This window comes from Micromonospora sp. WMMD967 (assembly GCF_029626165.1).
GTDB classification, from domain to species: Bacteria; Actinomycetota; Actinomycetes; order Mycobacteriales; family Micromonosporaceae; genus Micromonospora; species Micromonospora taraxaci.
Genome location: NZ_JARUBK010000001.1, coordinates 1425629 through 1450827 on the forward strand (window position 1 = coordinate 1425629; position 25199 = coordinate 1450827).

At 70.1% G+C, this 25199-nt stretch carries 26 protein-coding genes; 24 read left to right on the forward strand and 2 right to left on the reverse strand.

What is annotated here, in order from left to right:
• Nucleotides 1-86 precede the first annotated feature (86 nt).
• Both O7631_RS06825 and O7631_RS06830 read left to right on the forward strand, forming a co-directional pair.
• The gene (locus O7631_RS06825) at nucleotides 87-842 is read left to right on the forward strand and encodes an MFS transporter (protein WP_278143494.1); all 756 of its coding nucleotides are present in this window, start codon (nucleotides 87-89) and stop codon (nucleotides 840-842) included.
• A complete protein-coding gene (locus tag O7631_RS06830; protein ID WP_269681517.1) occupies nucleotides 794-1645 on the forward strand; it encodes a menaquinone biosynthesis protein in 852 nt (283 codons plus the stop codon). Before O7631_RS06825 ends, O7631_RS06830 begins: the two co-directional genes overlap by 49 nt.
• 72 nt (nucleotides 1646-1717) lie before the next feature.
• On the opposite strand, the gene O7631_RS06835 is transcribed toward O7631_RS06830, so the two are convergent.
• Nucleotides 1718-2680 carry a hypothetical protein gene (locus O7631_RS06835; protein WP_278143495.1) on the reverse strand — a complete coding sequence of 321 codons (963 nt, stop codon included), beginning with the start codon at nucleotides 2678-2680 and terminating at the stop codon, nucleotides 1718-1720.
• Nucleotides 2680-3669 carry a hypothetical protein gene (locus O7631_RS06840; protein WP_278143496.1) on the reverse strand — a complete coding sequence of 330 codons (990 nt, stop codon included), beginning with the start codon at nucleotides 3667-3669 and terminating at the stop codon, nucleotides 2680-2682. Before O7631_RS06840 ends, O7631_RS06835 begins: the two co-directional genes overlap by 1 nt.
• A gap of 368 nt (nucleotides 3670-4037) precedes the next feature.
• Here O7631_RS06840 and paaA point away from each other — a divergent pair, with 368 nt between their 5' ends.
• From paaA to nuoK, 22 genes are all read left to right on the forward strand, one after another.
• The gene (paaA, locus tag O7631_RS06845; protein ID WP_278143497.1) at nucleotides 4038-5114 is read left to right on the forward strand and encodes a 1,2-phenylacetyl-CoA epoxidase subunit PaaA; all 1077 of its coding nucleotides are present in this window, start codon (nucleotides 4038-4040) and stop codon (nucleotides 5112-5114) included.
• Nucleotides 5111-5431: a 1,2-phenylacetyl-CoA epoxidase subunit PaaB gene (gene paaB / locus O7631_RS06850; protein ID WP_278143498.1), complete on the forward strand. Its 321-nt coding sequence runs from the start codon at nucleotides 5111-5113 to the stop codon at nucleotides 5429-5431. The genes paaA and paaB overlap by 4 nt, the downstream gene beginning before the upstream one ends.
• 67 nt (nucleotides 5432-5498) lie before the next feature.
• Complete coding sequence (gene paaC / locus O7631_RS06855) at nucleotides 5499-6224, forward strand: 1,2-phenylacetyl-CoA epoxidase subunit PaaC (protein WP_278143499.1); 726 nt, start codon at nucleotides 5499-5501, stop codon at nucleotides 6222-6224.
• Nucleotides 6218-6697 carry a 1,2-phenylacetyl-CoA epoxidase subunit PaaD gene (gene paaD / locus O7631_RS06860; protein ID WP_278143500.1) on the forward strand — a complete coding sequence of 160 codons (480 nt, stop codon included), beginning with the start codon at nucleotides 6218-6220 and terminating at the stop codon, nucleotides 6695-6697. The genes paaC and paaD overlap by 7 nt, the downstream gene beginning before the upstream one ends.
• A complete protein-coding gene (gene paaE, locus O7631_RS06865) occupies nucleotides 6694-7803 on the forward strand; it encodes a 1,2-phenylacetyl-CoA epoxidase subunit PaaE (RefSeq protein WP_278143501.1) in 1110 nt (369 codons plus the stop codon). Before paaD ends, paaE begins: the two co-directional genes overlap by 4 nt.
• Nucleotides 7800-8195: a hypothetical protein gene (locus tag O7631_RS06870; RefSeq protein ID WP_278143502.1), complete on the forward strand. Its 396-nt coding sequence runs from the start codon at nucleotides 7800-7802 to the stop codon at nucleotides 8193-8195. Before paaE ends, O7631_RS06870 begins: the two co-directional genes overlap by 4 nt.
• 78 nt (nucleotides 8196-8273) lie before the next feature.
• Nucleotides 8274-9464, forward strand: a complete 1191-nt coding sequence (gene mqnC / locus O7631_RS06875) for a cyclic dehypoxanthinyl futalosine synthase (RefSeq protein WP_278143503.1) — start codon at nucleotides 8274-8276, stop codon at nucleotides 9462-9464.
• Between the two features lie 426 nt (nucleotides 9465-9890).
• A complete protein-coding gene (locus O7631_RS06880; protein ID WP_278143504.1) occupies nucleotides 9891-11165 on the forward strand; it encodes a cell wall anchor protein in 1275 nt (424 codons plus the stop codon).
• A 164-nt stretch (nucleotides 11166-11329) separates the two neighbouring features.
• Complete coding sequence (locus tag O7631_RS06885) at nucleotides 11330-12064, forward strand: demethylmenaquinone methyltransferase (RefSeq protein ID WP_278143505.1); 735 nt, start codon at nucleotides 11330-11332, stop codon at nucleotides 12062-12064.
• Nucleotides 12065-12153: 89 nt separating this feature from the next.
• A complete protein-coding gene (locus O7631_RS06890) occupies nucleotides 12154-12378 on the forward strand; it encodes a hypothetical protein (protein WP_088986767.1) in 225 nt (74 codons plus the stop codon).
• Nucleotides 12379-12517: 139 nt separating this feature from the next.
• Entirely contained in the window at nucleotides 12518-13795 is a 1278-nt protein-coding gene (locus O7631_RS06895) for a geranylgeranyl reductase family protein (protein WP_088986766.1), read from the forward strand.
• Nucleotides 13796-13985: 190 nt separating this feature from the next.
• Nucleotides 13986-14351 (forward strand): NADH-quinone oxidoreductase subunit A, encoded by a 366-nt coding sequence (locus O7631_RS06900; RefSeq protein WP_007454588.1) that lies wholly within the window; start codon nucleotides 13986-13988, stop codon nucleotides 14349-14351.
• 14 nt (nucleotides 14352-14365) lie between these two features.
• On the forward strand, nucleotides 14366-15043 hold the full coding sequence (locus O7631_RS06905; RefSeq protein WP_145785918.1) for an NADH-quinone oxidoreductase subunit B: 678 nt from the start codon (nucleotides 14366-14368) through the stop codon (nucleotides 15041-15043).
• A complete protein-coding gene (locus O7631_RS06910; protein WP_278143506.1) occupies nucleotides 15040-15777 on the forward strand; it encodes an NADH-quinone oxidoreductase subunit C in 738 nt (245 codons plus the stop codon). The genes O7631_RS06905 and O7631_RS06910 overlap by 4 nt, the downstream gene beginning before the upstream one ends.
• Nucleotides 15774-17099 carry an NADH-quinone oxidoreductase subunit D gene (locus O7631_RS06915; protein ID WP_088986763.1) on the forward strand — a complete coding sequence of 442 codons (1326 nt, stop codon included), beginning with the start codon at nucleotides 15774-15776 and terminating at the stop codon, nucleotides 17097-17099. The genes O7631_RS06910 and O7631_RS06915 overlap by 4 nt, the downstream gene beginning before the upstream one ends.
• Nucleotides 17096-18253: an NADH-quinone oxidoreductase subunit NuoE gene (gene nuoE, locus O7631_RS06920; RefSeq protein WP_278143507.1), complete on the forward strand. Its 1158-nt coding sequence runs from the start codon at nucleotides 17096-17098 to the stop codon at nucleotides 18251-18253. The genes O7631_RS06915 and nuoE overlap by 4 nt, the downstream gene beginning before the upstream one ends.
• Nucleotides 18250-19566: an NADH-quinone oxidoreductase subunit NuoF gene (gene nuoF / locus O7631_RS06925; RefSeq protein WP_088986761.1), complete on the forward strand. Its 1317-nt coding sequence runs from the start codon at nucleotides 18250-18252 to the stop codon at nucleotides 19564-19566. Before nuoE ends, nuoF begins: the two co-directional genes overlap by 4 nt.
• Before the next feature lie 58 nt (nucleotides 19567-19624).
• Nucleotides 19625-22123: an NADH-quinone oxidoreductase subunit G gene (locus tag O7631_RS06930; RefSeq protein WP_278143508.1), complete on the forward strand. Its 2499-nt coding sequence runs from the start codon at nucleotides 19625-19627 to the stop codon at nucleotides 22121-22123.
• Nucleotides 22120-23472, forward strand: a complete 1353-nt coding sequence (gene nuoH, locus O7631_RS06935; RefSeq protein ID WP_278143509.1) for an NADH-quinone oxidoreductase subunit NuoH — start codon at nucleotides 22120-22122, stop codon at nucleotides 23470-23472. Before O7631_RS06930 ends, nuoH begins: the two co-directional genes overlap by 4 nt.
• 1 nt (nucleotide 23473) lies before the next feature.
• Nucleotides 23474-24115, forward strand: coding sequence for an NADH-quinone oxidoreductase subunit NuoI (gene nuoI / locus O7631_RS06940; protein ID WP_088986758.1), 642 nt, complete (start codon nucleotides 23474-23476; stop codon nucleotides 24113-24115).
• Complete coding sequence (locus tag O7631_RS06945) at nucleotides 24112-24882, forward strand: NADH-quinone oxidoreductase subunit J (RefSeq protein WP_278143510.1); 771 nt, start codon at nucleotides 24112-24114, stop codon at nucleotides 24880-24882. Before nuoI ends, O7631_RS06945 begins: the two co-directional genes overlap by 4 nt.
• On the forward strand, nucleotides 24882-25199 hold the full coding sequence (gene nuoK / locus O7631_RS06950; RefSeq protein ID WP_088986756.1) for an NADH-quinone oxidoreductase subunit NuoK: 318 nt from the start codon (nucleotides 24882-24884) through the stop codon (nucleotides 25197-25199). Before O7631_RS06945 ends, nuoK begins: the two co-directional genes overlap by 1 nt.

Sequence of the window (25199 nt, forward strand, 5' to 3'; positions counted from 1 at the left end):
ACGGTCGGGCGTGACGGGCGCCGTCAGTAGACCGGGTTGCAGAAATGCCCCCGCATTGCGCATCCGAGGCCAGCTCAACTTGACTGGTGCCGCTGCCCGCGCTGCCCGCGCTGCCCGCGCTGCCCGCGCTGCCCGCGCTGCCCGCCCGCCCATTCATGCGGCGGCCCACGTCGCGCACGCGGCAGGACTCTGGTGAAGCCGCGCGACAGCCGAACAGGTCGAGGCTGGACGGTTCGGCGACCACCTACGGCCTGGTGGGCGCGGCCTGGATGGCCGGCATGCTGCCCGGTAGCTGGCTCGCCGCACGACTCGCCCGCCGGTTCGACGACGACGCGGCCCTGATCCGTGGGGTGTTGGCGAGTCTGGCCGTGTGCAGCCTGCTGGTGCTGCTCGCCGCTGGGGTGCCGACGGCCGGCCTGCTGGTGCCGCTCTGGCTGGTCGCCGGCGCGGCGAACGGCGGCGAGAACGTCTTCGCCAACCTGCTCACCACCCGCCGGGTGCCGGAGGCGATGCGCGGTCGGGCGTACGCCAGCTACGGCGCTGCGGTGCAGGGCGGCTCGATGGCCGGCTACCTGGTCGGCGGTGCGCTGCTCACGGCCGTTTCGCCCCGCCCACTGATCGCCGGAGCGGGCCTGGCCGGCCTCCTGGTGGTGTTGGCCTTCGTGCCGGTCGTCGCCCGCGCGGTACGACGGCCGTCGTCGGGCGAGGTCGACGGACGACTCGATGGTGCGGGGTTGGCCACTCCGAGCCGGCCCGCCGAGCCGGAACCGGAGGCCGGGGATACGGTCGGGTCATGGCTGAGCGCATCGCACGCCCGCGGGTCGGGCACATCCAGTTCCTGAACTGCCTGCCGATCTACTGGGGTCTGATGCGCTCCGGAGCCCTGCTCGACGTCGACCTGCACAAGGATTCGCCGGACCGGCTGAGCGCGGCGCTGGTCGCCGGTGACCTCGACATCGGCCCGATCACGCTGCTGGAGTACCTGCGGCACGCCGACGAGCTGCTGCTCCTGCCGGATCTCGCGGTGGGCAGTGACGGGCCGGTGCTCTCGGTCAACATGGTCTCCACCCGACCCCTGGGCGAGCTGGACGGCGCTCGGGTGGCGCTCGGCTCGACCTCGCGGACCGGGGTGATGACGGCTCAGCTGCTGCTCGCCGAGCAGTACGGCGTCCGACCCGACTACTTCCGCTGCCCGCCGGACCTGACCCAGATGCTGCTGGAGGCCGACGCCGCGGTGCTGATCGGGGACGTGGCGCTGCGGGCGTACTACGAGGCGCCGCAGCGCGGCCTCACCGTCACCGACCTCGGGCAGGCGTGGCGGGAGTGGACGGGGCTGCCGATGGTCTTCGCGGTCTGGGCGGTCCGCCGCGACTTCGCCGCCGCCCACCCGGGCATGGTCAAGGAGGTGCACGAGGCGTTCCTGCGTTCGCGGGACCTCTGCCTGGCCGAGTTGGACCAGGTCGCCGAGGCGGCGGCCCGCTGGGAGGCGTTCGACGCGGCGACGCTTGCCACGTACTTCCGGGCCCTGGACTTCTCGCTCGGTGACCGTCAGGTCGCCGGCCTGCGGGAGTGGGCCCGGCGGGCCACCGCGATCGGCGAGGCCCCGGCGCTACCCGACGGCGGCCCGGAGTTCTTCGCCGGCTGACCGACAAGCCGGGGCCGGAACGCGAACCGCCCGACCAGCAGTCTGGTCGGGCGGCGCGACGGGGAGCGCGGTTCAGACGCCGGGGCGCAACAGCGCCTCGGTGATCTTTTCGCAGTTCTTCATGCCGTAGTCGTAGCCCAGGTCGATCGGATACCTGACCATCACGCCCATCGTCCAGGTGTCGCCGATCGCCAGGCAGTTGATGTGCATCTCCTGCTCCTTGGTCCGGTCGATCCACCCGTTCTTGATGGCGATCTGCTTCTGCTCGGCGGCCGGGAAGGCCTTGCGGATGCCGAAGTCACCGGCGCCGCGCACCAGCTTCATCTCGTTGAGCAGCCACTTGGTCCACTTCGGCCCGGCGGCGGTGCCGGTGGCGATGCAGTTGCCCAGCCGGGCGGTGTCCCGGGGGGAAAGTGCCGTCCGGGACCAGCCCTTGTCGGGGGCGACGCTACTGTCGGTCAGCTTGCACATGGAGATCAGCCGCTTGATCGAGGCGTCCCGGCCGACCTGGTTGTAGAACTGCTCGGCCCTGGTGTTGTCGCTGTCGCGGATGATCCGCGTCGCGTCGGCGAGCTTCGCGTCGCTCGGCGTCTGCCCGGCGTCGGCTGTCCGTCGTAGGTAGTCGGCGACGATCCAAGACTTGATCAACGAGGCGGTCGTGCTGGTCTCGCCCATGTTCTTGGAACCGATGATCTGCCCGGTCCGCCGGTCCAGCACGCTCCAGGAATACCAACCCTGGATGTCCAGGTCGAGGTTCTTGGCCACGAACGGCAGCGGCTCCAGCGAGGGGCTGGGGCTCGGTGACGGTGGGGCCGGCTGGCGGGCGCTGCGGTCGGTGGCCGAACCCGTGGACCGGTCGCTGGTCGACGTGCCGGCGTCGCCCCACTTGGCGGCGGCGGCGGACTCGAACGGCGACCCGGGCAGCAGCCGCAGCGAGACCAGTACCAGCCCGATCAGGATGACCGCGATGGCGACCAGCCGAAGTGGGGACGCGTCAGCGCCCGGACGCCGACCGGACCGACGATTGCCGGCCATCAGAGCTTCCCGACCGGCTGCTGCGGCACCTTGAGCGCGGCACCGGGCTGCGGGGTGACCAACTGGGTGGCCACGCTCGCGCAGACCTTCGCGCCGTAGTCGAGACCGCTCCTGATCGGGTAACGCAGCATCACCGCGAGGCTCCACTTGTCGTTGACGGCCAGGCAGTTGACGTGCCAGTTGCCGTCGTAGTTGATCGGGGTCCAGCCGTTCTTGATGCCGACCGGGCCCTGAGCGGTGATCGATTTGGGGAGGCCGTCGATGATGCCCCAGCGCCCACCGCCCGAGGTGGGCCGTTGATCCTTCGTCGCGGTGGTGCCTCTGACCTTGGCCATCTGGTCCAGCACCCACTTGGTCCACTTCGGGCCGGCAGCCCGACCGTCGGCGATGCAGTCGCCGACCCGGACCGCGTCACGGGGCGACATCCGGGTGAAGCTCCACCAGCCCTCGTACTTCGGGACGTTGCCGCGCTTCGTGTCGGTCAGCCCGCAGATCTTGATGGCTCGCTGCATCACCGGACCGATCTGCCCGTTCGGCAGCACACGGTAGGAGCCACCCGCGGCGGCGTAGACCTTGTTCGCCGCGGTGTCGTTGCTGTCGATGATGGCGACCCGGGCCGCCTCCTTCAGCGCTGCCGTCGGCTCCTTGTCGCCGAGCTGCCGCAGGTAGTCGGAGACGATCCACGCTTTGATCATCGACTCGGTGGAGCTGGTAGCCGCCATGTTCGGTGACCCGGAGATCTTGCCCGTCCCCCGGTCCAGCAGTGCCCAGGAGAAGAAGTCACCCTTGAAGCTCACCGACACCGGGCCGGCCGCCAGCGTGGGCGGCGGCGGTGGGGCGGGCGCGGGCGCGGCGACGGTCGAGGCGGCGCCGCCTCCGCCTCCGCCGCTGTCGCCGTCGGAGAGCCGGGCGTACGCGGCGGGGACCAGGAGGACGCCGCCGAGCAGGACCGCCGCTATGGCGAGCACCATGGTCACGCGGGATCGCATGAGTGGGTGAGCTCCAGGTGTCAGGGCCGGGGGGACCGGCTGTTGTCTGGGGATCGGCTGATCACCGAGGCCGGGGGAGGTGGCCTCTGTCGTTCGCGGCAATCGTCTGAAGCCGATCGGTGTGACGGCGAAAGTCTACGTCCGGTTGCCGGACGCGCCAGGTCTCGACACTAGGCAACCTGCGATAAAGGCGGGATATGGGACCGCTATGCGCTTATTGCGGGGATTCATCTTTGTTCCGTGGCCTAAGTCACGGCGCAATCAGCAGGGCGAGGTGACGTAAAGCGTCCATTCCGTTACGGATGGGACCCTCGGATTCCTGTTACACCCCCTGGCGCATCGTGGTGCTAGCTGTAACACTTAGCCTCATGTATGGCAACGACTTCTCCGTCCCGGACGGCACCCCGGACGAGGGGCCCGGCAGCGGCCTGCTGGGCGAGGTCGAGGCCGCCGAGGCCGACCTGCGCGCCGCGGCGGCACGCGGTCGTCGCGGCAGCCCCACCCCCGACGACGACCTCGCCGCGTACTTCGCCGAGGTCGTCGACGCGGAGCAGAAGATCGAGCCCCGGGACTGGATGCCCGACGCGTACCGGCGGACGTTGATCCGGCAGATCGCCCAGCATGCCCACTCCGAGATCATCGGAATGCAGCCGGAGGGCAACTGGATCAGCCGCGCCCCGTCGCTCAAGCGCAAGGCCATCCTGCTGGCCAAGGTGCAGGACGAGGCAGGCCACGGCCTCTACCTCTACGCCGCGGCCGAGACCCTCGGCATCAGCCGCGACGAGTTGGTCCGGCTGCTGCTCGACGGTAGGCAGAAATACAGTTCGATCTTCAACTACCCCACTCTGAGCTGGGCCGACGTGGGCGCGATCGGGTGGCTGGTGGACGGCGCGGCGATCGTCAACCAGGTGCCGCTGTGCCGCTGCTCGTACGGCCCGTACGCCCGCGCGATGATCCGGGTCTGCAAGGAGGAGTCCTTCCACCAGCGGCAGGGCTACGAGATCCTGCACACCCTGGCGCACGGCACCCCGGGGCAGCAGGCGATGGCCCAGGACGCGGTGGACCGCTGGTGGTACCCGTCGCTGGCCATGTTCGGCCCGCCGGACGGCGACTCCACCCACTCCGCCCAGTCGATGGCCTGGAAGATCAAGCGTTTCTCCAACGACGACCTGCGGCAGCGTTTCGTCGACATGTGCGTACAGCAGGCCGAGATCCTCGGGCTCCGCATCCCCGACGCGGACCTGCGGTGGAACGAGGAGCGGCAGGCGTACGACTACACCCAGCCGGACTACGACGAGCTGATGCGGGTCATCTCCGGCGACGGGCCGTGCAACCGGGAACGGATCGCCCACCGCCGGGCCGCGCACGCCGACGGCGCATGGGTACGCGAGGCCGCCGCGGCGTACGCCGCGAAGCGGGCGGGACACAAGGAGACGGCCGCGTGAGCGAGCGTAGTGAGCGAACCGAGCAATCCGGCGTGACGAGTCATTCGCCTCTGTGGGAAGTCTTCGTGCGGGCCCGACGCGGGCTGTCGCACACCCACGTCGGCAGCCTGCACGCCCCCGACGCCGAGCTGGCCCTGCGTAACGCCCGGGACCTCTACACCCGCCGCCAGGAGGGTGTCTCGATCTGGGTGGTGCCGGCCAGCGCGATCACCGCGTCCAGCCCGGACGAGAAGGACGCCTTCTTCGACCCGGCCGCCGACAAGGTCTATCGCCATCCCACCTTCTACGAGGTGCCGGACGGGGTGGCTCACCTGTGAGCGAGCGAACCAGCCAGCTCAGCAGCGGGGCGCTTCGCGTCGCCGCCGAGCGCAGCGAGGTGGTGGCGTGAACAAGCCGTTCGACTTCACACTCGCGCTCGCCGACGACGCGTTGATCGCGGCGCAGCGGTTGGCCGAGTGGACCACCCGCGCGCCGGAGATGGAAGAGGACATCGCGCTGGCCAACATCGCCCTCGACCAGCTCGGCGCGGCCCGACTGCTGTTGTCGTACGCGGGTGAGTTGGAGGGCGCGGGCCGTGACGAGGACGCCCTGGCGTACCTGCGCGACGACCGTGAGTTCCGCAACGCGCTGCTGGTCGAGCTGCCCAACGGCGACTTCGCGGTGACGATGGCGAAGCTGTTCTTCCTGGCGGCGTACCAGTTGCCGCTGTACACCGCGCTGGTCGACTGCGCGGACGAGCGGTTGGCCGCGATCGGCGCGAAGGCGCGCAAGGAGTCGGCGTACCACCTGGACCACGGCGCGCTGTGGGTGAAGCGCCTCGGCGACGGCACCGAGGAGTCGCACCATCGGATGCAGGCGGCGGTCGACCAGGTGTGGCCGTACACCCATGAGCTGTTCGTCGCGGACCCGGCGGCGCCGGTCGACCCGGCCACAGTGCGGCTGGCGTTCGACGAGACCGTCGGTGCGGTCCTGGCCGAGGCGACGCTCACCCGGCCGGAGAGCGGCTGGGCGCCGGGCGGTGGACGAACAGGTGTGCACACCGAGCACCTGGCCTACCTGCTTGCCGAGATGCAGGTGCTGCACCGCGCCCATCCCGGGGCGCAGTGGTGAACCCCAGGGCGGCGGCCGCGTCGGTGGTGGACCCGGAGATCCGGGTCATCACCATCGACGAGTTGGGCATCCTGCGGGCCGTCGAGGAGGATCCGGCCAGTGGGCGGGTCACCGTCACCATCACCCCGACCTACACCGGCTGCCCGGCGATGGACGTCATCCGGGCCGACATCCGCCGTGCGCTCGCGGTGGCGGGTCACCCGGAGGCCGAGATCCGTACCATCTTCAGCCCGCCGTGGAGCACCGACTGGATCTCCGCGGAGGGGCGGGCGAAGCTCGCCGCCGCCGGGATCGCACCCCCGGCGGCGGTGACGCCGGCCGCCGGCGTCGTGGCGCTGACCCTCGCGGTCCGCTGCCCGCAGTGCGGCTCACCGGAGACCGAGCAGGTCAGCCGGTTCGGCTCCACCGCGTGCAAGGCGCTGTGGCGGTGCCGCTCCTGCTCCGAACCCTTCGACCACCTGAAGGCGCTGTGACTGTCACCATCACCCGCCCGGTCCGCCGACGGCCGGTCTTCCACAGGTTGTCGGTCGCCGCCGTCGACCGGCTCACCGACGACTCCGTGGCGGTGAGCTTCGCCGTACCCGAGGAGTTGCGGGAAGTCTTCGCGTTCCGCGCGGGCCAGCACCTCACCGTCCGTCGCGTGGCCGAGGACGGCACCGACGTGCGCCGGTCGTACTCGATCTGCTCGACCCCCGACGACCTGGCCCGGCGCGGCCGGTTGCGGATCGGGGTGCGGGAGGTTCCCGGCGGGGCGTTCTCGGCGTTCGCGTGCGGGGCGCTGCGCAGTGGCGACACGGTCGAGGTGCTGCCGCCGCTGGGCACGTTCACCACGGCGTTCGCGCCGGACCGGGTGCGCCACTACGGCGCTGTCGTCGCCGGCTCCGGCATCACGCCGGTGCTCGGGCTGGTCGCGACCGCCCTGGCCGTCGAGCCGGCCAGCACCTTCACACTGGTGTACGGCAACCGCACGGCGAACACGGTGATGTTCGCCGAGGAGTTGGCCGACCTGAAGGACCGCTATCCCGCGCGGCTGCACCTGGTGCACGTGCTGTCCCGGGAGCAGGGCGAGTCTCCGCTGCTCTCCGGCCGGATCGACGCGGAGCGGTTGGGTCGGTTGCTCGGCAGCATCGTGCCCGGCGACCTGATCGAGGAGTGGTTCCTCTGCGGCCCGTACGGCATGGTGGTCGACGTCCGGGATGTGCTGACCGGTCGAGGGCTGCCCGAGTCGGCGGTGCACACCGAACTGTTCCACATCGACGCGCCGCCGGAGCCGGTCCGTCGTCCCGTCGACCAGGTCGGCGCCGGCGCCGAGGTGACGATCGTGCTGGACGGGCGGTCGTCCAGTTTCACCATGGGTCGCGAGGAGCGGGTGCTGGACGCCGCGCTGAAGGTGCGCGGCGAGCTGCCGTACGCCTGCAAGGGTGGCGTCTGCTCGACCTGCAAGGCGAAGGTCGTGGACGGCGCTGTCACGATGGCCCGCAACTACGCGCTGGAGCCCGACGAGTTGGCCGCCGGGTACGTGCTGACCTGCCAGTCCAGCCCGACCACCGACAAGCTCGTGGTGGACTACGACGCATGACCGACGACCGGCAGTTCGTGCAACGGTTCGCCGAGGTGACCGGGGGCCGACGTCCGACCGGCCTCGTGGAGGGGTGGGAGCAGGTCGTCGAGTTCTGCGAGGAGGGCTACCACGACAACCTCGACGAGTACTGGTTCGACCTCAGCATTCGGCACACCATCGACAGGATGCTGACCGACGAACGGTTGTTCGGCTTTCCGCAGATGGGCTGGGTCCGGGAGCGGGTCGAGGCGGCCGACGAGCGGTTCCGGGCGGTGCTCTCCGAACAGCGGATGCCGGCGCGGCGTGAGATGCCGTGGTGGGAGGCGTACGTGCCGGCGTGGGCGGGCCCGGTGCTCGCCGCCGAGCTGCGGGACACCTATGGCATCCGCATCGAGGTGCGCGAGAGCTGACCGACCGGGGCTGTGGGACGTGCCGCACCTCGACGGGGCCAGGCGGTCGAGTCGGGTGAGGCGACGTAGGCTCGGACCGTGACGGTGAGCCGGGAGATCGACGACATCCTGCAGCGCGGTGCGGACGGCGGGCGGATCACGCCCGAGGAGGCGTTGCTGCTCTACACCGAGGCGCCCTTCCACGCGTTGGGCGAGGCGGCGGACGCGGTGCGCCGGCGGCGCTACCCGGACAACGTCGTCACCTACCTGATCGACCGCAACATCAACTACACGAACGTCTGCGTGACGGCGTGCAAGTTCTGCGCGTTCTACCGCGCGCCCAAGCACTCCGAGGGGTGGACCCACCCGACCGAGGAGATCCTTCGCCGGTGCGGCGAGGCGGTCGAGTTGGGTGCGACCCAGGTGATGCTCCAGGGCGGGCACCACCCGGACTACGGCGTGGAGTACTACGAGGAGCTGTTCTCCTCGGTCAAGCAGGCCTACCCGCAGTTGGTCATCCACTCGATCGGCCCGAGCGAGATCCTGCACATGGCGAAGGTGTCCGGGGTGAGCCTGGACGAGGCCATCGCCCGGATCAAGACCGCCGGCCTGGACTCGATCGCCGGCGCCGGCGCGGAGATGCTGCCCGAGCGGCCGCGGAAGGCCATCGCGCCGCTCAAGGAGTCGGGCGAGCGCTGGCTGGAGGTCATGGAGCTGGCCCACCGGCAGGGCATCGAGTCGACCGCCACCATGATGATGGGCACCGGCGAGACGCACGCCGAGCGGATCGAGCACCTGCGCATGATCCGGGACGTGCAGGACCGTACCCGAGGTTTCCGGTCCTTCATCCCGTGGACGTACCAGCCGGAGAACAACCACCTCAAGGGCCGCACCCAGGCGACCACGCTGGAATACCTGCGGCTGGTAGCGGTGGCCCGGCTCTTCTTCGAGACCGTTCCGCACCTGCAGGCGTCCTGGCTGACCACCGGCAAGGACGTCGGCCAGCTCGCGTTGCACATGGGCGTGGACGACCTCGGCTCGATCATGCTGGAGGAGAACGTCATCTCCTCCGCCGGGGCGCGGCACCGGTCCAACCTGCACGAGCTGATCGGCATGATCCGCTCGGCGGACCGGATCCCCGCACAGCGGGACACCCTCTACAACCGGCTCGCCGTGCACCACACGCCGGCCGACGACCCGACCGACGAGCGCGTGGTCTCGCACTTCTCCTCGATCGCGTTGCCCGGCGGCGGCGCGGGCAGGTCCCTGCCGCTGGTCGAGGTCAACTGACGCCTGACGACGTCCGGCCGTTCGGCTGACCACCGCTCATGCTCCCGCCGGAACGCCCCGGCGGTACGGGTGATCCCCGTCGCCGCTTCGTCAGGCTGCCCGGCGTGGGGGTGGTGGAGATGATCGCCGACGGCTAGCGTCGCCGCTCGTATCCATTGCCACCGCCGGTTGCCGAGATCGTGTGATCGTGCTGGTGGCGGGTGGTCCGGCGGTCCTCGTCGTGGGTTCGTCCTCCATCGGCCCGTTGCGGGTCGTTCATATAACGCACGGCGGTACGGGCGGGATGGGTGACCATCCCGCCCGTACCGTCTGCGCAGGTCGGGCCGGACGGATGAAATCGCGTGCGCCCGCTGGCGTGGGAGATCGGCCTCCGATAGCGTCCGCTCGTTCCGCAACCACTCTTTCTTCCCTACCCCCGGGGGACTGATGACAGCGTTCCACCGCTCGGCCCTGGCCCGCGCCGGTGTCGTGGCTCTGCTCGCGACCGGTGGCCTGGCCACCGTGGCCGCACCCGCGCAGGCCGCCGACCAGGCCGATCTGGCCCTGGTGCCGCTCAGCTACGAGCTGGCCAAGGGCGTCACGCAGGCCACGGCCAAGCCGTTCAAGTTCCGGGTCGACAACAGCCGGAGCACTGTCGCCGCCAAGGGCGTCAGCTACACCGCGGACACCAGCCTGTTGAAGAAGAACAAGATCGGCTTCGTGGTGCCCGACGGTTGCCAGGTGAAGGGCAAGACGTTCACCTGCCAACTCGGCGATCTGCCGGCCGGCACCAGCGAGGATTTCGGCATCCCGCTGTTCTCCACCGGTGGTCGTGGCGACGCCGGCACGCTGGTGGTCACCATCAAGTCGACCACCGTCGACCCCAAGCGCGGCGACAACAAGGTCGAGCACGAGATCACCGTCGCCAAGCCCGGCTACGACCTGACCAGTTGGGTGCAGGACGTCCAGGCCAACGTGGTGGTGAACGGCGTCAAGGGCGACGATCCCAACCTGCGTCCGGTACGACGCGGCGAGACGGTGCCGCTGGACTGGGCGGTCTACAACGACGGCAGTCAGAAGGCGACAGGCGTCTTCTACGGCCTGACCCTGCCGGTGGGCGTCACCTTCGCGCAGAAGCCGCAGGGCTGCCTTGAGCAGGTGTTCCAGGGCAAGCAGCAGCTGTTCTGCGAGGATGCCGGCGCGGTCGTGGAGCCGGGGGAGTACTACACCTCCGACGTCCGGGTGACCGTCGGCGACGACGTGACCGAGCCGGTGCTGCACGAGGGTGACCTCTTCGCGTACGGGCTGGACGGTGCCGCTGGGCAGCCCGAGGAGGAGCCGGAGGTGGCGAGCCTGGCGCAGCGCAAGGCGTTCACCGAGGTCGACGTGATGGACAACCACACCACCTTCGAGGCGTTCGTTGACCTGACCGCCTCGCCGTCGCCCACGCCGACCGCCACTCCCACTCCCACTCCCACTCCCACGGCGACGCCGACCGGTACGCCCACTCCGTCCGGTACGTCCACGCCGGGCACCACCACCTCGCCGGCTGCCGGTGGCGGTGGCGGCGGCGGCGGTGGGTTGCCGGTGACCGGTGTGCAGGCCGGCCTGATCGGTGGCATCGGCGCGCTCATCCTGCTCGCGGGCGGCGCCCTGCTGGTGCTCTCCCGCCGGCGCAAGGTCGTCCTGGTCGCCCCCGGCGACGAGAAGTCGACCGACTGACGAAGTCGCTCCCGGGCCGCGTGGGTGAGAGCGGCGGCAGGCTGGCACGACGCGAGGGCGGGGTGGGAGACCACCCCGCCCTTTCGCGCGTCTGGGGCGCGGACCACGCCGCCTCGCCTTCCGCGTGCCCGGCGCGGGCCACGCCACCCTCCGAGCGTCGGTCGATGGACGGCTGGCAGAGTGGTGGGGTGAGCCGTAATCCGCAGGGCCAGCGCGCCAGCCTGGACAAGCAGCCGCACGAGGTCGCCGCCATGTTCGACGGCGTGGCCGAGCGCTACGACCTGACCAACACGGTGATTTCGCTGGGTCAGGACCGCTCCTGGCGCCGGTCCACCCGGGCGGCGCTCGGGTTGCGGCCGGGCGAGCGGGTGCTGGACGTGGGCGCCGGCACCGGCGTCTCGACCCGTGAGCTGGCCCAGTCGGGAGCGTACGCGGTCGGGGTCGACCTGTCGCTGGGCATGCTGTACGCCGGCAAGCGGGTCCGGCCCGAGGTGCCGTTGCTGGCGGGAGACGCGCTGCGGCTGCCGTTCGCCGACGGCAGCTTCGACGCGGTGACCATCTCCTTCGCGCTGCGCAACGTCAACGACACCGACGCGGCCCTGCGGGAGTTGGCACGGGTGACCCGGCCGGGTGGGCGGCTGACGGTGTGCGAGTTCAGCACCCCGGTCAACCCGGTCTTCCGGACCGTCTACCTGTCGTACCTGATGCGGTCGCTGCCGGCGGTCGCCCGTGCGGTGTCGAGCAACCCCGAGGCGTACGTCTATCTCGCCGAGTCGGTCCGGGCCTGGCCGGACCAGGCCGCACTGGCCGGGCGGGTGGCCGCGGCCGGGTGGGGACGGGTGGCGTGGCGCAACCTGACCGGTGGCGTGGTGGCTCTGCACCGGGGCATCCGCGAGTAGCGGTTGACATCCGCACGGAACAGTGCGGACATTATTCAGGTTCCGTGAATATCGGTCTATAGTCCACTTTGCCCCGTACGCTGGATCGCATGACCGGAGCAGACCCGGCGGGCCCGGTGGCCGCCACCGACGACGACGCGGCGGAACTCATCGCGCAGTTGCGTGCGTTGGCCGGCGCTGATCCGGTGGAGGTCCGGCAGGTCGTCGCCGAGGTGTTGGCGGCACTCGACCGGGCGGCGGGCGGAGCGCTCCGTGAGCATCTGCCGGAGACCATCCGGGTCGATGCGGGGCTGGACGCCCCCAGCCCGGCCTGACACCTGCCTGCTGTGGACGGTCGGGGACTGTCACATCGGCGAGTTAGGTACCCCTGATCCTGCGCTGGTATGACGCCGGTCATACACTCGTCCCGTCTGGCTTGTGAAGCATTTCACGAGCGTGCGGGAGGAGGCGCGAATGACCGCGGTGGAACACGATGCCGATGTCATCGTCGTGGGCGCCGGTCCCGGTGGGTCAGCGACTGCGTACCACCTGGCCCGGCACGGCGTACGGGTGCTGTTGCTGGAGAAGACCGAGTTCCCGCGCGAGAAGGTCTGCGGCGACGGGCTGACCCCGCGCGCCGTGCGGCAGCTCATCCGGATGGGCGTGGACACCTCGCCCGAGGCGGGCTGGCTGCACAACCGCGGTCTGCGGGTCATCGGTGGCGGCGTACGCCTCGAACTGGACTGGCCGGAGCTCGCCAGCTTCCCCAACTACGGCCTGGTGCGTACGAGGCTGGACTTCGACGACCTGCTCGCCCAGCGGGCGGTGGCCGCCGGCGCGAAGCTGCGTACCAACGTGAACGTGCTGGGTCCGGTGCTCGACGGCGACGGCCGCGTCACCGGCGTCGAGGCGGAGGTCGGCCCGGGCAAGGAGCCCGCCACCTTCCACGCCCCGCTGGTCGTCGCGGCGGACGGGGTCTCCGGCCGCTTCCCGCTCGCGCTCGGGCTGGCCAAGCGGGAGGACCGGCCGATCGGCGTGGCCGTCCGCCGCTACTACCGCTCGCCCGCCAAGCACGAGGACAACTACCTCGAATCCTGGTTGGAGCTGCGCAGCAAGGACAGCGGCGACAACCTGCTGCCCGGCTACGGCTGGATCTTCGGCCTCGGTGATGGTCGGGTCAACGTCGGCCTCGGCGTGCTTAACTCGTCGTCCGCGTTCGGCAAGACCAACTACCGCCGGCTGCTCACCGACTGGCTCGCCAACACCCCGGAAGACTGGGGGATGACCGACGAGGCCAACGCCGACGGCCCGATCCTGGGCGCCGCGCTGCCGATGGGCTTCAACCGGGTGCCGCACTACACCCGTGGCGTGCTGCTGGTCGGTGACTCGGGCGGCATGGTCAACCCGTTCAACGGCGAGGGCATCGCGTACGCGATGGAGTCCGGTGAGCTGGCGGCGGAGGTCGTGGTCCAGGCTCTCGCGCGGCCGGCCGGTCCGGAGCGGGAACGGGCGCTGATGGCGTACCCGAACGAGCTGAAGGCGCGGCTCGGCGGCTACTACCGGCTGGGCGGCATCTTCGTGAAACTGATCGGCCGCCCGGAGATCATGCGCATCGCCACCAAACACGGCATGCCGCACCCGACGCTGATGCGTTTCGTGCTCAAGCTGTTGGCCAACCTGACCGATCCCCGTGGCGGGGACGCGATGGACCGGGTCATCAACGCGATGACGAAGGCAGCTCCGGCTGTGTAGCGCGAAGGGTGGCCTTGCGGTCCAGCGGTCATCGATGACAGCGGGAACCGTATACGTAGGACGGCATCGGTGCTGGTCACGGCTCCGACACCGACAAAGATCGACCCCCGCCGACTGCCACTGCGAGGGACGTGAATAGTGTGATTTTCGTCAAGCACCGAGGGCAGGGAAGGACGAGCAGGAGAAAACGATGTCGCTCTCGCCTTACGCACCGATCATCGGGCTGTTCGCCCTCGCCGCGGCGTTCTCGCTGTTTTCCGTCGGCGCCGCCCGCTTCGCCGGTCCCCGTCGATACAACAAGGCCAAACTCGAGGCTTACGAGTGCGGCATCGAGCCCAGCCCGCAGCCGGTCGGCGGCGGCCGGTTCCCGATCAAGTTCTACCTGACGGCGATGCTCTTCATCGTCTTCGACATCGAGATCATCTTCCTCTACCCCTGGGCGGTCTCGTTCGACGCTCTGCCGATCTTCGGCTTCGTGGAGATGGTCCTGTTCATCGTCGCGGTCTTCGTTGCGTACGCCTACGTGTGGCGGCGCGGCGGCCTGGACTGGGACTGAGGAAGGAACGTCAGATGGGCATCGAGGAGAAGCTTCCCGCCGGCGTCCTGCTCACCTCGGTGGAGAAGCTGGTCAACTGGTCCCGGAAGTCGTCCGTGTGGGGCGCGACCTTCGGCCTGGCCTGCTGCGCCATCGAGATGATGGCCGCCGGTGGTCCGCACTACGACATGGGCCGCTGGGGCATGGAGGTCTTCCGGGCGTCGCCCCGGCAGGCCGACCTGATGATCGTCGCCGGCCGGGTGAGTCAGAAGATGGCCCCGGTGCTGCGCCAGATCTACGACCAGATGGCCGAGCCGCGCTGGGTGCTCTCGATGGGCGTCTGCGCGAGCAGCGGCGGCATGTTCAACAACTACGCGATCGTGCAGGGCGTCGACCACGTGGTGCCGGTCGACATGTACCTGCCCGGCTGTCCGCCGCGGCCGGAGATGCTCATCGACGCGATCCTCAAGCTCCGCGAGAAGATCATGTATGAGCCGCTGGGCCCGAACGGCCGCAAGATGCTGGCGGCCCGGCAGGAGCGCGGCGACGTCCCCGTCGTGCCCTACGGCTCCATGCCCTCCTCGTACCGCAACGACAAGGCCCGGCGTGCCGAGTGGACCAGGGCGGTCCGCGAGGGACGCGAGGAGCAGTTGCGGATCGAGAACTGGATGAACGCTCAGAACCACCTCCACCCGCAGGTAGGCCCGAAATGACGTCACCCACGGACAAGCCCAACGACGGCGGGGTGCCGGTACCGGTCACGCCGGTCGGCGCCAGCAGCACCGCCCCGGCCGAGTACCCGCCGGCCAGTCCGGCGGGGCGCGGCATGTTCGGCAACCAGGGCACCGGCGACGTGTCCGGCTACGGCGGCCTGGTCCGCCAGCGCCAGCCCATCGAGGAGGCGTCCCGGCCGTACGGGGGCTACTTCGACGAGGTCCGCGACGCGCTGGAGGAGGCGTACCCGGCCTTCGGCGACGCGATCGAGAAGGTAGTGGTCGACCGGGGTGAGCTGACCCTGCACGTACGCCCGGAGCGGATCGCCGAGGTCTGCCAGGTGATGCGGGACGACATGGCCCTGCGGTTCGAGCTGTGCTCGTCGGTCTCCGGCGTGGACTACCTGGGCGCGGACGAGCGCCGGCTGCACGTGGTCTACCTGCTCACCTCGATGACGTACCGGCGGCGGGTCCGGCTGGAGGCCGCGGTCTCCGCCGAGGCACCGCACCTGCCCAGCGTGACCGCCGTCTACCCGACCGCCGACTGGCAGGAGCGGGAGGCGTACGACATGTTCGGCATCGTCTTCGACGGCCACCCCAACCTGACCCGGATCCTCATGCCGGACGACTGGGAGGGTCACCCGCAGCGCAAGGACTACCCGCTCGGCGGCGTGCCCGTCGAGTACAAGGGTGCGGAGATCCAGCCGCCGAACGAGCGGAGGTCGTACCAGTGACGACGTCGAACTACGCCAGCGAGCACGAGACCGACGAGGGTCGGGTCTTCACCGTCACCGGTGGGGACTGGGACACGATCGTCTCGGGCACCGACCCGATCAACGACGAGCGGATCGTCGTCAACATGGGTCCGCAGCACCCGTCCACGCACGGGGTGCTGCGGCTGATCCTGGAGCTGGAGGGCGAGACGGTCCGCGAGGCCCGCTCCGTCGTCGGCTACCTGCACACCGGCATCGAGAAGAACCTCGAATACCGCAACTGGGTTCAGGGCTCGACGTTCGTGACCCGGATGGACTACCTCGCCCCGATCTTCAACGAGACGGCGTACGCGCTGGCGGTCGAGAAGCTGCTGGGCATCACCGACGACATCACCGAGCGGGCCACCACCATCCGCGTGCTGATGATGGAGCTCAACCGGATCTCGTCGCACCTGGTCTGGCTGGCCACCACCGGCATGGAGCTGGGCGCGATCTCGATCATGCTGTACGGCTTCCGTGAGCGGGAGTACATCCTCGACATCTTCGAGACCATCACCGGTCTGCGCATGAACCACGCGTACGTCCGGCCGGGTGGGGTCGCGCAGGACGTGCCGGACGACGCGGTCCGCAAGATCCGCGAGTTCCTCAAGATGATGCCGAAGAAGCTCAAGGAGTACGAGGACCTGCTCTCCGGCCAGCCGATCTGGACCGAGCGGACGAAGAACGTCGCGGTGCTGGACGTGACCGGCTGCGTGGCGCTCGGCATCACCGGGCCGGTGCTGCGCTCTGCCGGCCTCGCCTGGGACCTGCGCAAGACCATGCCGTACTGCGGCTACGAGACGTACGAGTTCGACGTGCCGACCCACCCCGACGGCGACGTGTGGGGCCGCTACCAGGTCCGGCTCGCCGAGATCCGGGAGTCGATGAAGCTGGTCGAGCAGGCGCTGGACCGGCTCAAGCCTGGCCCGGTGATGGTCGCCGACCGCAAGATCGCCTGGCCGGCGCAGTTGGCCATCGGCGTGGACGGCATGGGCAACTCGCTGGAGCACGTCGCGAAGATCATGGGTCAGTCGATGGAGTCGCTGATCCACCACTTCAAGCTGGTGACCGAGGGTTTCCGGGTTCCGCCGGGCCAGGTGTACGTCGCCATCGAGGCACCCCGCGGCGAGCTGGGCGTGCACGCGGTGTCCGACGGTGGCACCCGGCCGTACCGGGTGCACTACCGGGAGCCCAGCTTCGTCAACCTCCAGGCCCTCCCGGCGATGGCCGAGGGTGGCCTGATCGCCGACGTGATCGCCGGCGGCGCCTCGTTGGACCCGGTGATGGGTGGGTGTGACCGATGACTTTCACTGACACGACTCGCGAGCGGGCGCGCGAGATCATCGCCCGTTACCCGGCGGACCGGTCCCGCTCGGCGCTGCTGCCGCTGCTGCACCTGGTGCAGGCCGAGGAGGGGTACGTCTCCCCGGCCGGGGTCGCCTTCTGCGCCGAGGTGTTGGGACTGAACAAGGCCCAGGTCGGCGCGGTGGCCACCTTCTACACGATGTACAAGCGCAAGCCGACCGGTGACTTCCTGGTCAGCGTCTGCACCAACACCATGTGCAACGTGCTCGGTGGTCAGGAGGTCTACGACACCCTCTCCGAGCACCTGGGCGTGGGGCACGACGAGACGACCGCCGACGGCACGATCACGCTGGAGCACGCCGAGTGCCTGGCGGCGTGCGACTACGGGCCGGTGATGACCGTCAACTACGACTTCTTCGACGGCGTGGACGCGTCCACAGCGGTCGGTGTCGTGGACGAGTTGCGGGCGGGCGGACGGCCGATGCCGACCCGCGGTGCCCGGCTCTGCACCCTCAAGGAGATGGCTGTGCAGCTCGCCGGCTTCGCCGACGAGCGGGACGGCGCGGTCGCCGACGGCGGGCCGGGCGAGCCCACCCTGCGCGGGTTGCGGCTGGCGCAGCAGCACGGCGTCTCGGTGCCGGGCTTCGACCCGAATACCCCGATCCGCAGCAAGGCGGAGGCGGACAAGGCCGCCGCCGAGGCCAAGGCGAAGGCGGAGGCCGCCAAGCCGGCGCCCGTCGAGGCCACCACGGCCCCGGTCAAGGGTGGTGACGGCGCGTCCGCCCCAACGGGGGTGGCCGAGCCGGTGAAGCCGGAGGCCGCCGCCGGCAGCACCGCGCCGGACGTGAAGGCACCGGACGACAAGTCGCCGCAGGTGCGTACCGCCGAGACCCGGCAGCCGGACGCCAACACGGCAGTGCCGGACGCCCCTGGCACGAAGGTCCCGACGGACGGCACCGGCACCGCGCCGGCGGCTGGTGACGCGCGGTCGGCCGAGGCCGCCGGTGTCGCCGCCAACGCGCCGGCCGGCGACGGTAAGCCCGCCGGCGACGAGGCCGGGGCGCAGGAGCGCAACCTCACCGAAGCGAAGGCTGGCACTGACGCCGACGGCGCCGGACCGGCGGACGCGAGCGAAACGGGGGCCCAGAAGTGACCACTCCCCGCCCGGAGACGCTGGCCAAGCTGACGCCGGTGCTGACCAAGCGCTGGCTTTCGCCGGACGCCTGGCGCATCGGCACCTACGAGCAGCTCGACGGTTACGCCGCACTACGCAAGGCGCTCAAGGCCCACCCGGACGACCTGATCCAGCTGATCAAGGACTCGGGGTTGCGGGGCCGGGGTGGCGCTGGCTTCCCGACCGGTCTGAAGTGGGGCTTCATCCCGCAGGGCGACGGAAAGCCGCACTACCTGGTGGTCAACGCCGACGAGGGCGAGCCGGGCACCTGCAAGGACCTGCCGCTCATGACCCACGACCCGCACGCGCTGGTCGAGGGCGTGATCATCGCGTCGTACGCGATCCGGGCCAGCCGCGCGTACATCTACATCCGGGGCGAGGCGGTGCACGCCGCGCGTCGGCTGCGCAACGCGGTCCAGGAGGCGTACGACAAGGGCTACCTCGGCCGCAACATCCTGCGCAGCGGCTACGACCTGGAGCTGGTGGTGCACTCCGGCGCCGGGGCGTACATCTGCGGCGAGGAGACGGCGCTGCTGGACTCCCTGGAGGGGTTCCGGGGTCAGCCCCGGCTGCGCCCGCCGTTCCCGGCCACCCACGGCCTGTACGCGAGCCCGACGGTGGTGAACAACGTCGGCACCATCGCCAGCGTGCCGCCGATCGTGCTCGGCGGTGCCGACTGGTGGAAGAGCATGGGCACCGAGAAGTCCTCCGGCCCGATGATCTACTCGCTGTCCGGCCGGGTGGCCAACCCGGGCCAGTACGAGTGCTCGATGGGTGTCACCCTGCGCGAGCTGCTGGAGTTGGCGGGCGGGATGCAGCCCGGCCACAACCTGCGGTTCTGGACCCCGGGTGGCTCGTCCACGCCGCTGCTCGCCGCCGAGCACCTGGACGTGCCCCTGGACTTCGAGGGGGTGGCGGCGGCCGGTTCGATCCTCGGCACCACCGCCACGCAGATCTTCTCCGACCAGGACTGCCCGGTCTACGCGACGTACCGGTGGCTGGAGTTCTACCACCACGAGTCGTGCGGCAAGTGCACCCCGTGCCGCGAGGGCAACTACTGGATGGTTCGGGTCTACCGGCGGATCCTCGCCGGTCAGGGCACCCACGAGGACCTGGAAACCCTTCTGGACACCTGCGACAACATCCTCGGCCGTTCGTTCTGCGGCCTGGGTGACGGCGCGACCAGTTCGGTGACCTCGTCGCTGCAGTACTTCAAGCAGGACTACCTCGACTACATCGAGGGACGGACCGCGCCGAAGCTCTCCGACAAGCAGCTGGTGGGAGCCCACTGATGCGAGCGCGAGGAGTGAGCGAAGCGAGCCCCGCAGTCGCGAGCGAAAGGCAAGCACTGTGACCGACGTAGCCAAGCAGACCGACATGGTCACCCTCACCATCGACGGCGTCGAGGTCACCGCCCCCAAGGGGACGCTGCTGATCCGGGTCGCCGAGCAGATGGGTACCGAAATCCCCCGGTTCTGCGACCACCCGCTGCTGGCCCCGGCCGGCGCGTGCCGGCAGTGCCTGGTGGAGGTGGAGGGCCAGCGGAAGCCGGTGGCCTCCTGCACCCAGGCCGTCGCCGACGGCATGGTCGTGCGTACCCAGATCACCTCCCCGGTGGCCAAGAAGGCGCAGGAGGGGGTGATGGAGCTGCTGCTGCTCAACCACCCGCTGGACTGCCCGATGTGTGACAAGGGCGGTGAGTGCCCGCTCCAGAACCAGGCCATGTCCACCGGCCGCACCGACTCGCGCTTCCACGAGCACAAGCGGGAGTACGAGAAGCCGATGGCGATCAGCAGCCAGGTGCTGCTGGACCGCGAGCGTTGCGTGCTCTGCCAGCGGTGCACCCGGTTCTCCGAGGAGATCGCCGGCGACAAGTTCATCGACCTGATGGGCCGGTCGTCCGCCGAGGAGATCAACATCTACCGGGACGACGCGTACGGCGCGGAGTCCGGGGAGGACAGCGGGGACGTCCCGTTCAACTCCTACTTCTCCGGCAACACCGTGCAGATCTGCCCGGTGGGTGCGCTGACCGGTGCCCAGTACCGTTTCCGGGCCCGCCCGTTCGACCTGGTGTCCAGCCCGAGCGTCTGCGAGCACTGCTCGGCCGGCTGCGGGCAGCGCACCGACTGGCGGCGCGGCAAGGTGCTGCGCCGGCTGGCCGGCGACGAGCCGGAGGTCAACGAGGAGTGGAACTGCGACAAGGGGCGCTGGGGCTTCCAGTACACCCGCGCCACCGACCGGCTGACCACCCCGCTGGTCCGGGACGAGCGCACCGGTGAGCTGCGGGAGGCGTCCTGGAGTGAGGCGCTCACCGTGGCCGCCGAAGGGCTGCACACGGCTCGGGAGAGCGGACAGGGCACGGCGGTGCTCACCGGCGGCCGGCTGACCGTCGAGGACGCCTACGCGTACGCGAAGTTCGCCCGGGTCGCGCTGAACACCAACGACATCGACTTCCGGGCCCGGCCGGTCTCCCGCGAGGAGGCCGACTTCCTGGCCAGCTCGGTCGCCGGTGTCACCGACGTGACCTACACCGACGTGGAGAACGCGCCGGCGGTGGTGCTGGTCGGCCTCGAGCCGGAGGAGGAGTGCCCCATCCTCTTCCTGCGACTGCGCAAGGCGTACCTGAAGAAGACCCTGACGGTGTACGCGCTGGCGCCGTTCGCGACCCGCGGCCTGGAGAAGCTCGGTGCCAAGCTGGCCCGGGTGGTGCCGGGCGAGGAGGCCAGCGTGCTCGCCGAGCACGCCACGGTCGCCGAGGCGCTGAGCGCGCCGGGCGCGATCCTGATCGTGGGTGAGCGGCTGGCCACCGTGCCGGGTGGACTTTCCGCCGCCGCGGACGTGGCCCGGCGTACCGGAGCGAAGCTGGTCTGGGTGCCGCGGCGCGCGGGTGACCGCGGCGCTGTCGACGCGGGCTGCCTGCCCAACCTGCTCCCCGGTGGACGTCTGGTGACCGAGCCGGCCGCGCGGGCCGAGCTGGGCGAGGCGTGGGACATCCCGGCTGGCGTGATCCCGAGCCAGGCCGGTCGGGACACCGACGGCATCCTCAACGCCGCCGCCAACGGGCAGCTCGGTGCCCTGGTCGTCGGTGGTGTCGACCCGGCTGACCTGGCCGACCCTCGGTTGGCCGAAGCCGCCCTGGACGCGGTGCCGTTCCTGGTCAGTCTGGAGCTGCGCGCCAGCGCTGTCACCCGACGGGCGAACGTGGTGCTGCCGGTCGCACCGGTGGTCGAGAAGTCCGGCAGCTTCCTCGACTGGGAGGGCCGGCTGCGTCCGTTCGAGGCGGTGCTGAACACCGCAGCGATGACCGACGGTCGGGTGCTCGACGCCCTGGCCGCGCTGCTCGACGTGCGGCTGGGCACTGCCGACGTGCCGAGCGTCCGTCGTGAGCTGGGCTCGCTGCCGGCGTCCCGGACGTCCCGGCCGACCGCTCCGTCGGTGGCGCCGGGCCGGGTGCCGCAGCCGGGCGCCGGGGAGGCCGTGCTGGCGACCTGGCACCAACTGGTCGACCTGGGCACCCTGACCGACGGCGACGAGAACCTCGCCGGCACCGCCCGCCCGCCGGTCGTCCGGCTGGGCAAGGGCACCGCCGAGGCGCTCGGTGTGGTCGATGGCGACGCGGTAACGGTCGGCACCGACCGGGGCGCGCTGACCCTGCCGGCCGAGCTCACCGAGATGCCGGACGGCGTGGTCTGGTTGCCGACCAACTCACCCGGTTCGACGGTGCGACGCAGCCTCGGGGCGACGTCCGGCGCGGTCGTCCGGATCTCCGTCCCCGCATCGGGTACGGCCATCCCGGCCGGACGCGTGGCGGCCGACGAGACCATCCTCAGTTCTGGGGGTAACCAGTGAACTCGATCGTCCTGGCCCAGGATCCGACGCTCGCCGACTTCGGCAAGGATCCGTGGTGGCTGGTCCTCGGCAAGATCGTCTTCGCGTTCGCGTTCGGTCTGCTGGCCACCCTGCTCGGTGTCTGGTTCGAGCGGCGCGTCGTGGGCTACATGCAGGTGCGACCCGGCCCCAACCAGGTCGGCCCGTTCGGCCTGCTCCAGACCCTCGCCGACGGTCTCAAGATGGCCTTCAAGGAGGACATCCTCCCGAAGGCGGCGGACAAGGTCGTCTACTTCTTCGCCCCGACGATCTCGGTGATCTGCGCGGTCACCGCCCTGTCGGTGATCCCGTTCGGCCCGATGGTGAGCATCTTCGGCCACCACACGCCGTTGCAGGTCACCGACGTGCCGGTGGCGGTGCTGCTGCTGCTCGCCTGCTCCTCGATGGGCGTCTACGGCATCGTGCTGGGCGGTTGGGCCTCCGGCTCGACGTACCCGCTCCTCGGTGGTCTGCGGTCGAGCGCCCAGATGATCTCCTACGAGGTCGCCATGGGGCTCTCCATCGTGGCGGTCTTCATGACCGCCGGCACGATGAGCACCAGCGGGATCGTCGCCGCCCAGGGCGACGCCACGCGGCTGACCATCTTCGGCACCGAGATCCCCGCGCCGGGCTGGTACGCGATCCTGCTGCTGCCCAGCTTCATCATCTTCTTCATCGCCACCGTGGGTGAGACCAACCGGGCGCCGTTCGACCTGCCCGAGGCCGAGTCCGAGCTGGTCGCCGGCTTCATGACGGAATACAGCTCGCTGAAGTTCGCGCTCTTCATGCTCAGCGAGTACGTCGCGATGGTGACCATGTCCGCGGTCACCACCACGCTGTTCCTCGGCGGTTGGCGGGCACCCTGGCCGATCACCCTCTGGGAGGGCGCCAACTCCGGTTGGTGGCCGATGCTCTGGTTCTTCGGCAAGGTGATCGCGCTGGTCTTCGTGTTCGTGTGGCTGCGCGGCACGCTGCCCCGGCTGCGCTACGACCAGTTCATGCGCCTCGGTTGGAAGGTGCTGCTGCCGATCAACCTGGTCTGGATCCTGGTCCTGTCGGGCCTGCGCTCCATCGAGGACTGGGACACGCGCGGCAAGGTCATCGCCGTCAGCATCCCGGCCGGCATCCTGCTGATCGCCACGCTCTTCTGGCCCAGCCGCAAGCCGCAGCCGAAACCGACGACGCAGGAACAGGTCGACAACCGGCCGTACGGGAGCTTCCCGCTGCCGCCGATGGATCTACAGGTACCACCGAGCCCGCGTATCACGCGCGTGGTCGCCGAGCGGGAGCCGGCCAACATCGTCGCCGGCTCGGACTCCAGGGAGGTGTGACGTGGGCTCGATCACCGGAACGTTCAAGGGATTCGGTGTCACCTTCTCGCACATGTTCAGGAAGGTCGTCACCACCGACTACCCGTTCAAGCCGCCGGTGTCGGCGCCGCGCTATCACGGGCGGCACATCCTCAACCGGCACCCGGACGGCCTGGAGAAGTGCATCGGCTGCGAGCTGTGCGCCTGGGCCTGCCCGGCGGACGCCATCTACGTCGAGGGTGGCGACAACACCGACGAGCAGCGCTTCTCGCCGGGTGAGCGGTACGCCAGCATCTACCAGATCAATTACGCCCGGTGCATCTTCTGCGGGCTGTGCATCGAGGCCTGCCCGACCCGGTCGCTCACCATGAGCAACGAGTACGAGCTGGCCCGGGACAACCGGCAGGACCTGATCTTCACCAAGGAGCAGTTGCTCGCTCCGCTGCTCGAGGGCATGGAGCAGCCGCCGCACCCGATGCGGCTGGGTGACAGCGAGAAGGACTACTACGTCGGCGCGCTGGACAACCCGGGCACGTCCGCCGGTGCCGAGACGTCCCCGATGGGCCCCGGCCGCTACCAGGTCGAGGAACACCCCGGCGTGACGTTCCCGGGTGCCGAGCAGGCCGCCCAGCGCGTGGCAGCCGGCAAGGGAGAGAAGGCATGACCACGTCTACGGTGTTCGCCGCGGCGGGCTCGGTCTCCGGCGGCGAGGCGGTCACCTTCTGGATCCTCGCCCCGCTCGCGCTGCTCGGCGGGATCGGGATGGTGGCCGCGCGCAACGCCGTGCACTCGGCGCTGTGGCTGGTGCTGACCATGCTCTGTCTGGGCGTGTTCTACGTGCTCCAGGCCGGCCCGTTCATCGGCATGGTGCAGATCATCGTCTACACCGGCGCGATCATGATGCTGTTCCTGTTCGTGCTGATGCTCGTCGGTCGGGACTCCACGGACTCGCTGATCGAGACGCTGCGCGGCCAGCGGGTCGCCGCGATCGTGCTCGGCGTGGGCTTCGCCGGTCTGGTCGGCACCGGCGTCTACCAGGCGCTGGACCGGACCACAGCGGTCGGCCTGGATCAGGCCAACGCCGAGGGCAACGTGCAGGGCATCGCCCGGCTGCTGTTCACCAAGTACGTCTTCGCGTTCGAGCTGACCTCGGCGCTGCTGATCACCGCGGCGGTCGGCGCCATGGTGCTGGCCCACGTGGAGCGGCGCAAGCAGGACAAGGTCGACCAGGTGTCGACCATGAAGGCGCGCTTCGCCCCGGGCAACTACCCCGGTCCGAAGCCCGGCCCCGGTGTCTTCGCGACCTCCTCCTCGGTGGCCACCCCGGCCCGGCTGCCCGACGGCCGCCTGACCGACCGGAGCACCCCGGCGATCCTTCCGCAGCGCGAGCTGACCGCCGAGGAAACCTCGCTGAAGGGGACGGACAAATAATGGAATCGTTCTTCTCGGTCGAGCCGAACTACTACCTCGTCCTCGCCGCGGTGCTGTTCACCATCGGCGCAGCCGGGGTGCTGATCCGGCGCAACGCGATCGTGCTGTTCATGTGCGTGGAGCTGATGCTCAACGCGGCCAACCTGACGCTGGTCACCTTCAGCCGGATCAACGGTGACCTCAACGGCCAGATCATGGCGTTCTTCGTGATGGTGGTGGCGGCGGCCGAGGTCGTGGTCGGGCTCGCGATCATCATGGCCATCTTCCGGACGCGACGCTCGGCGAGCGTCGACGACGCCAACCTGCTGAAGTACTGA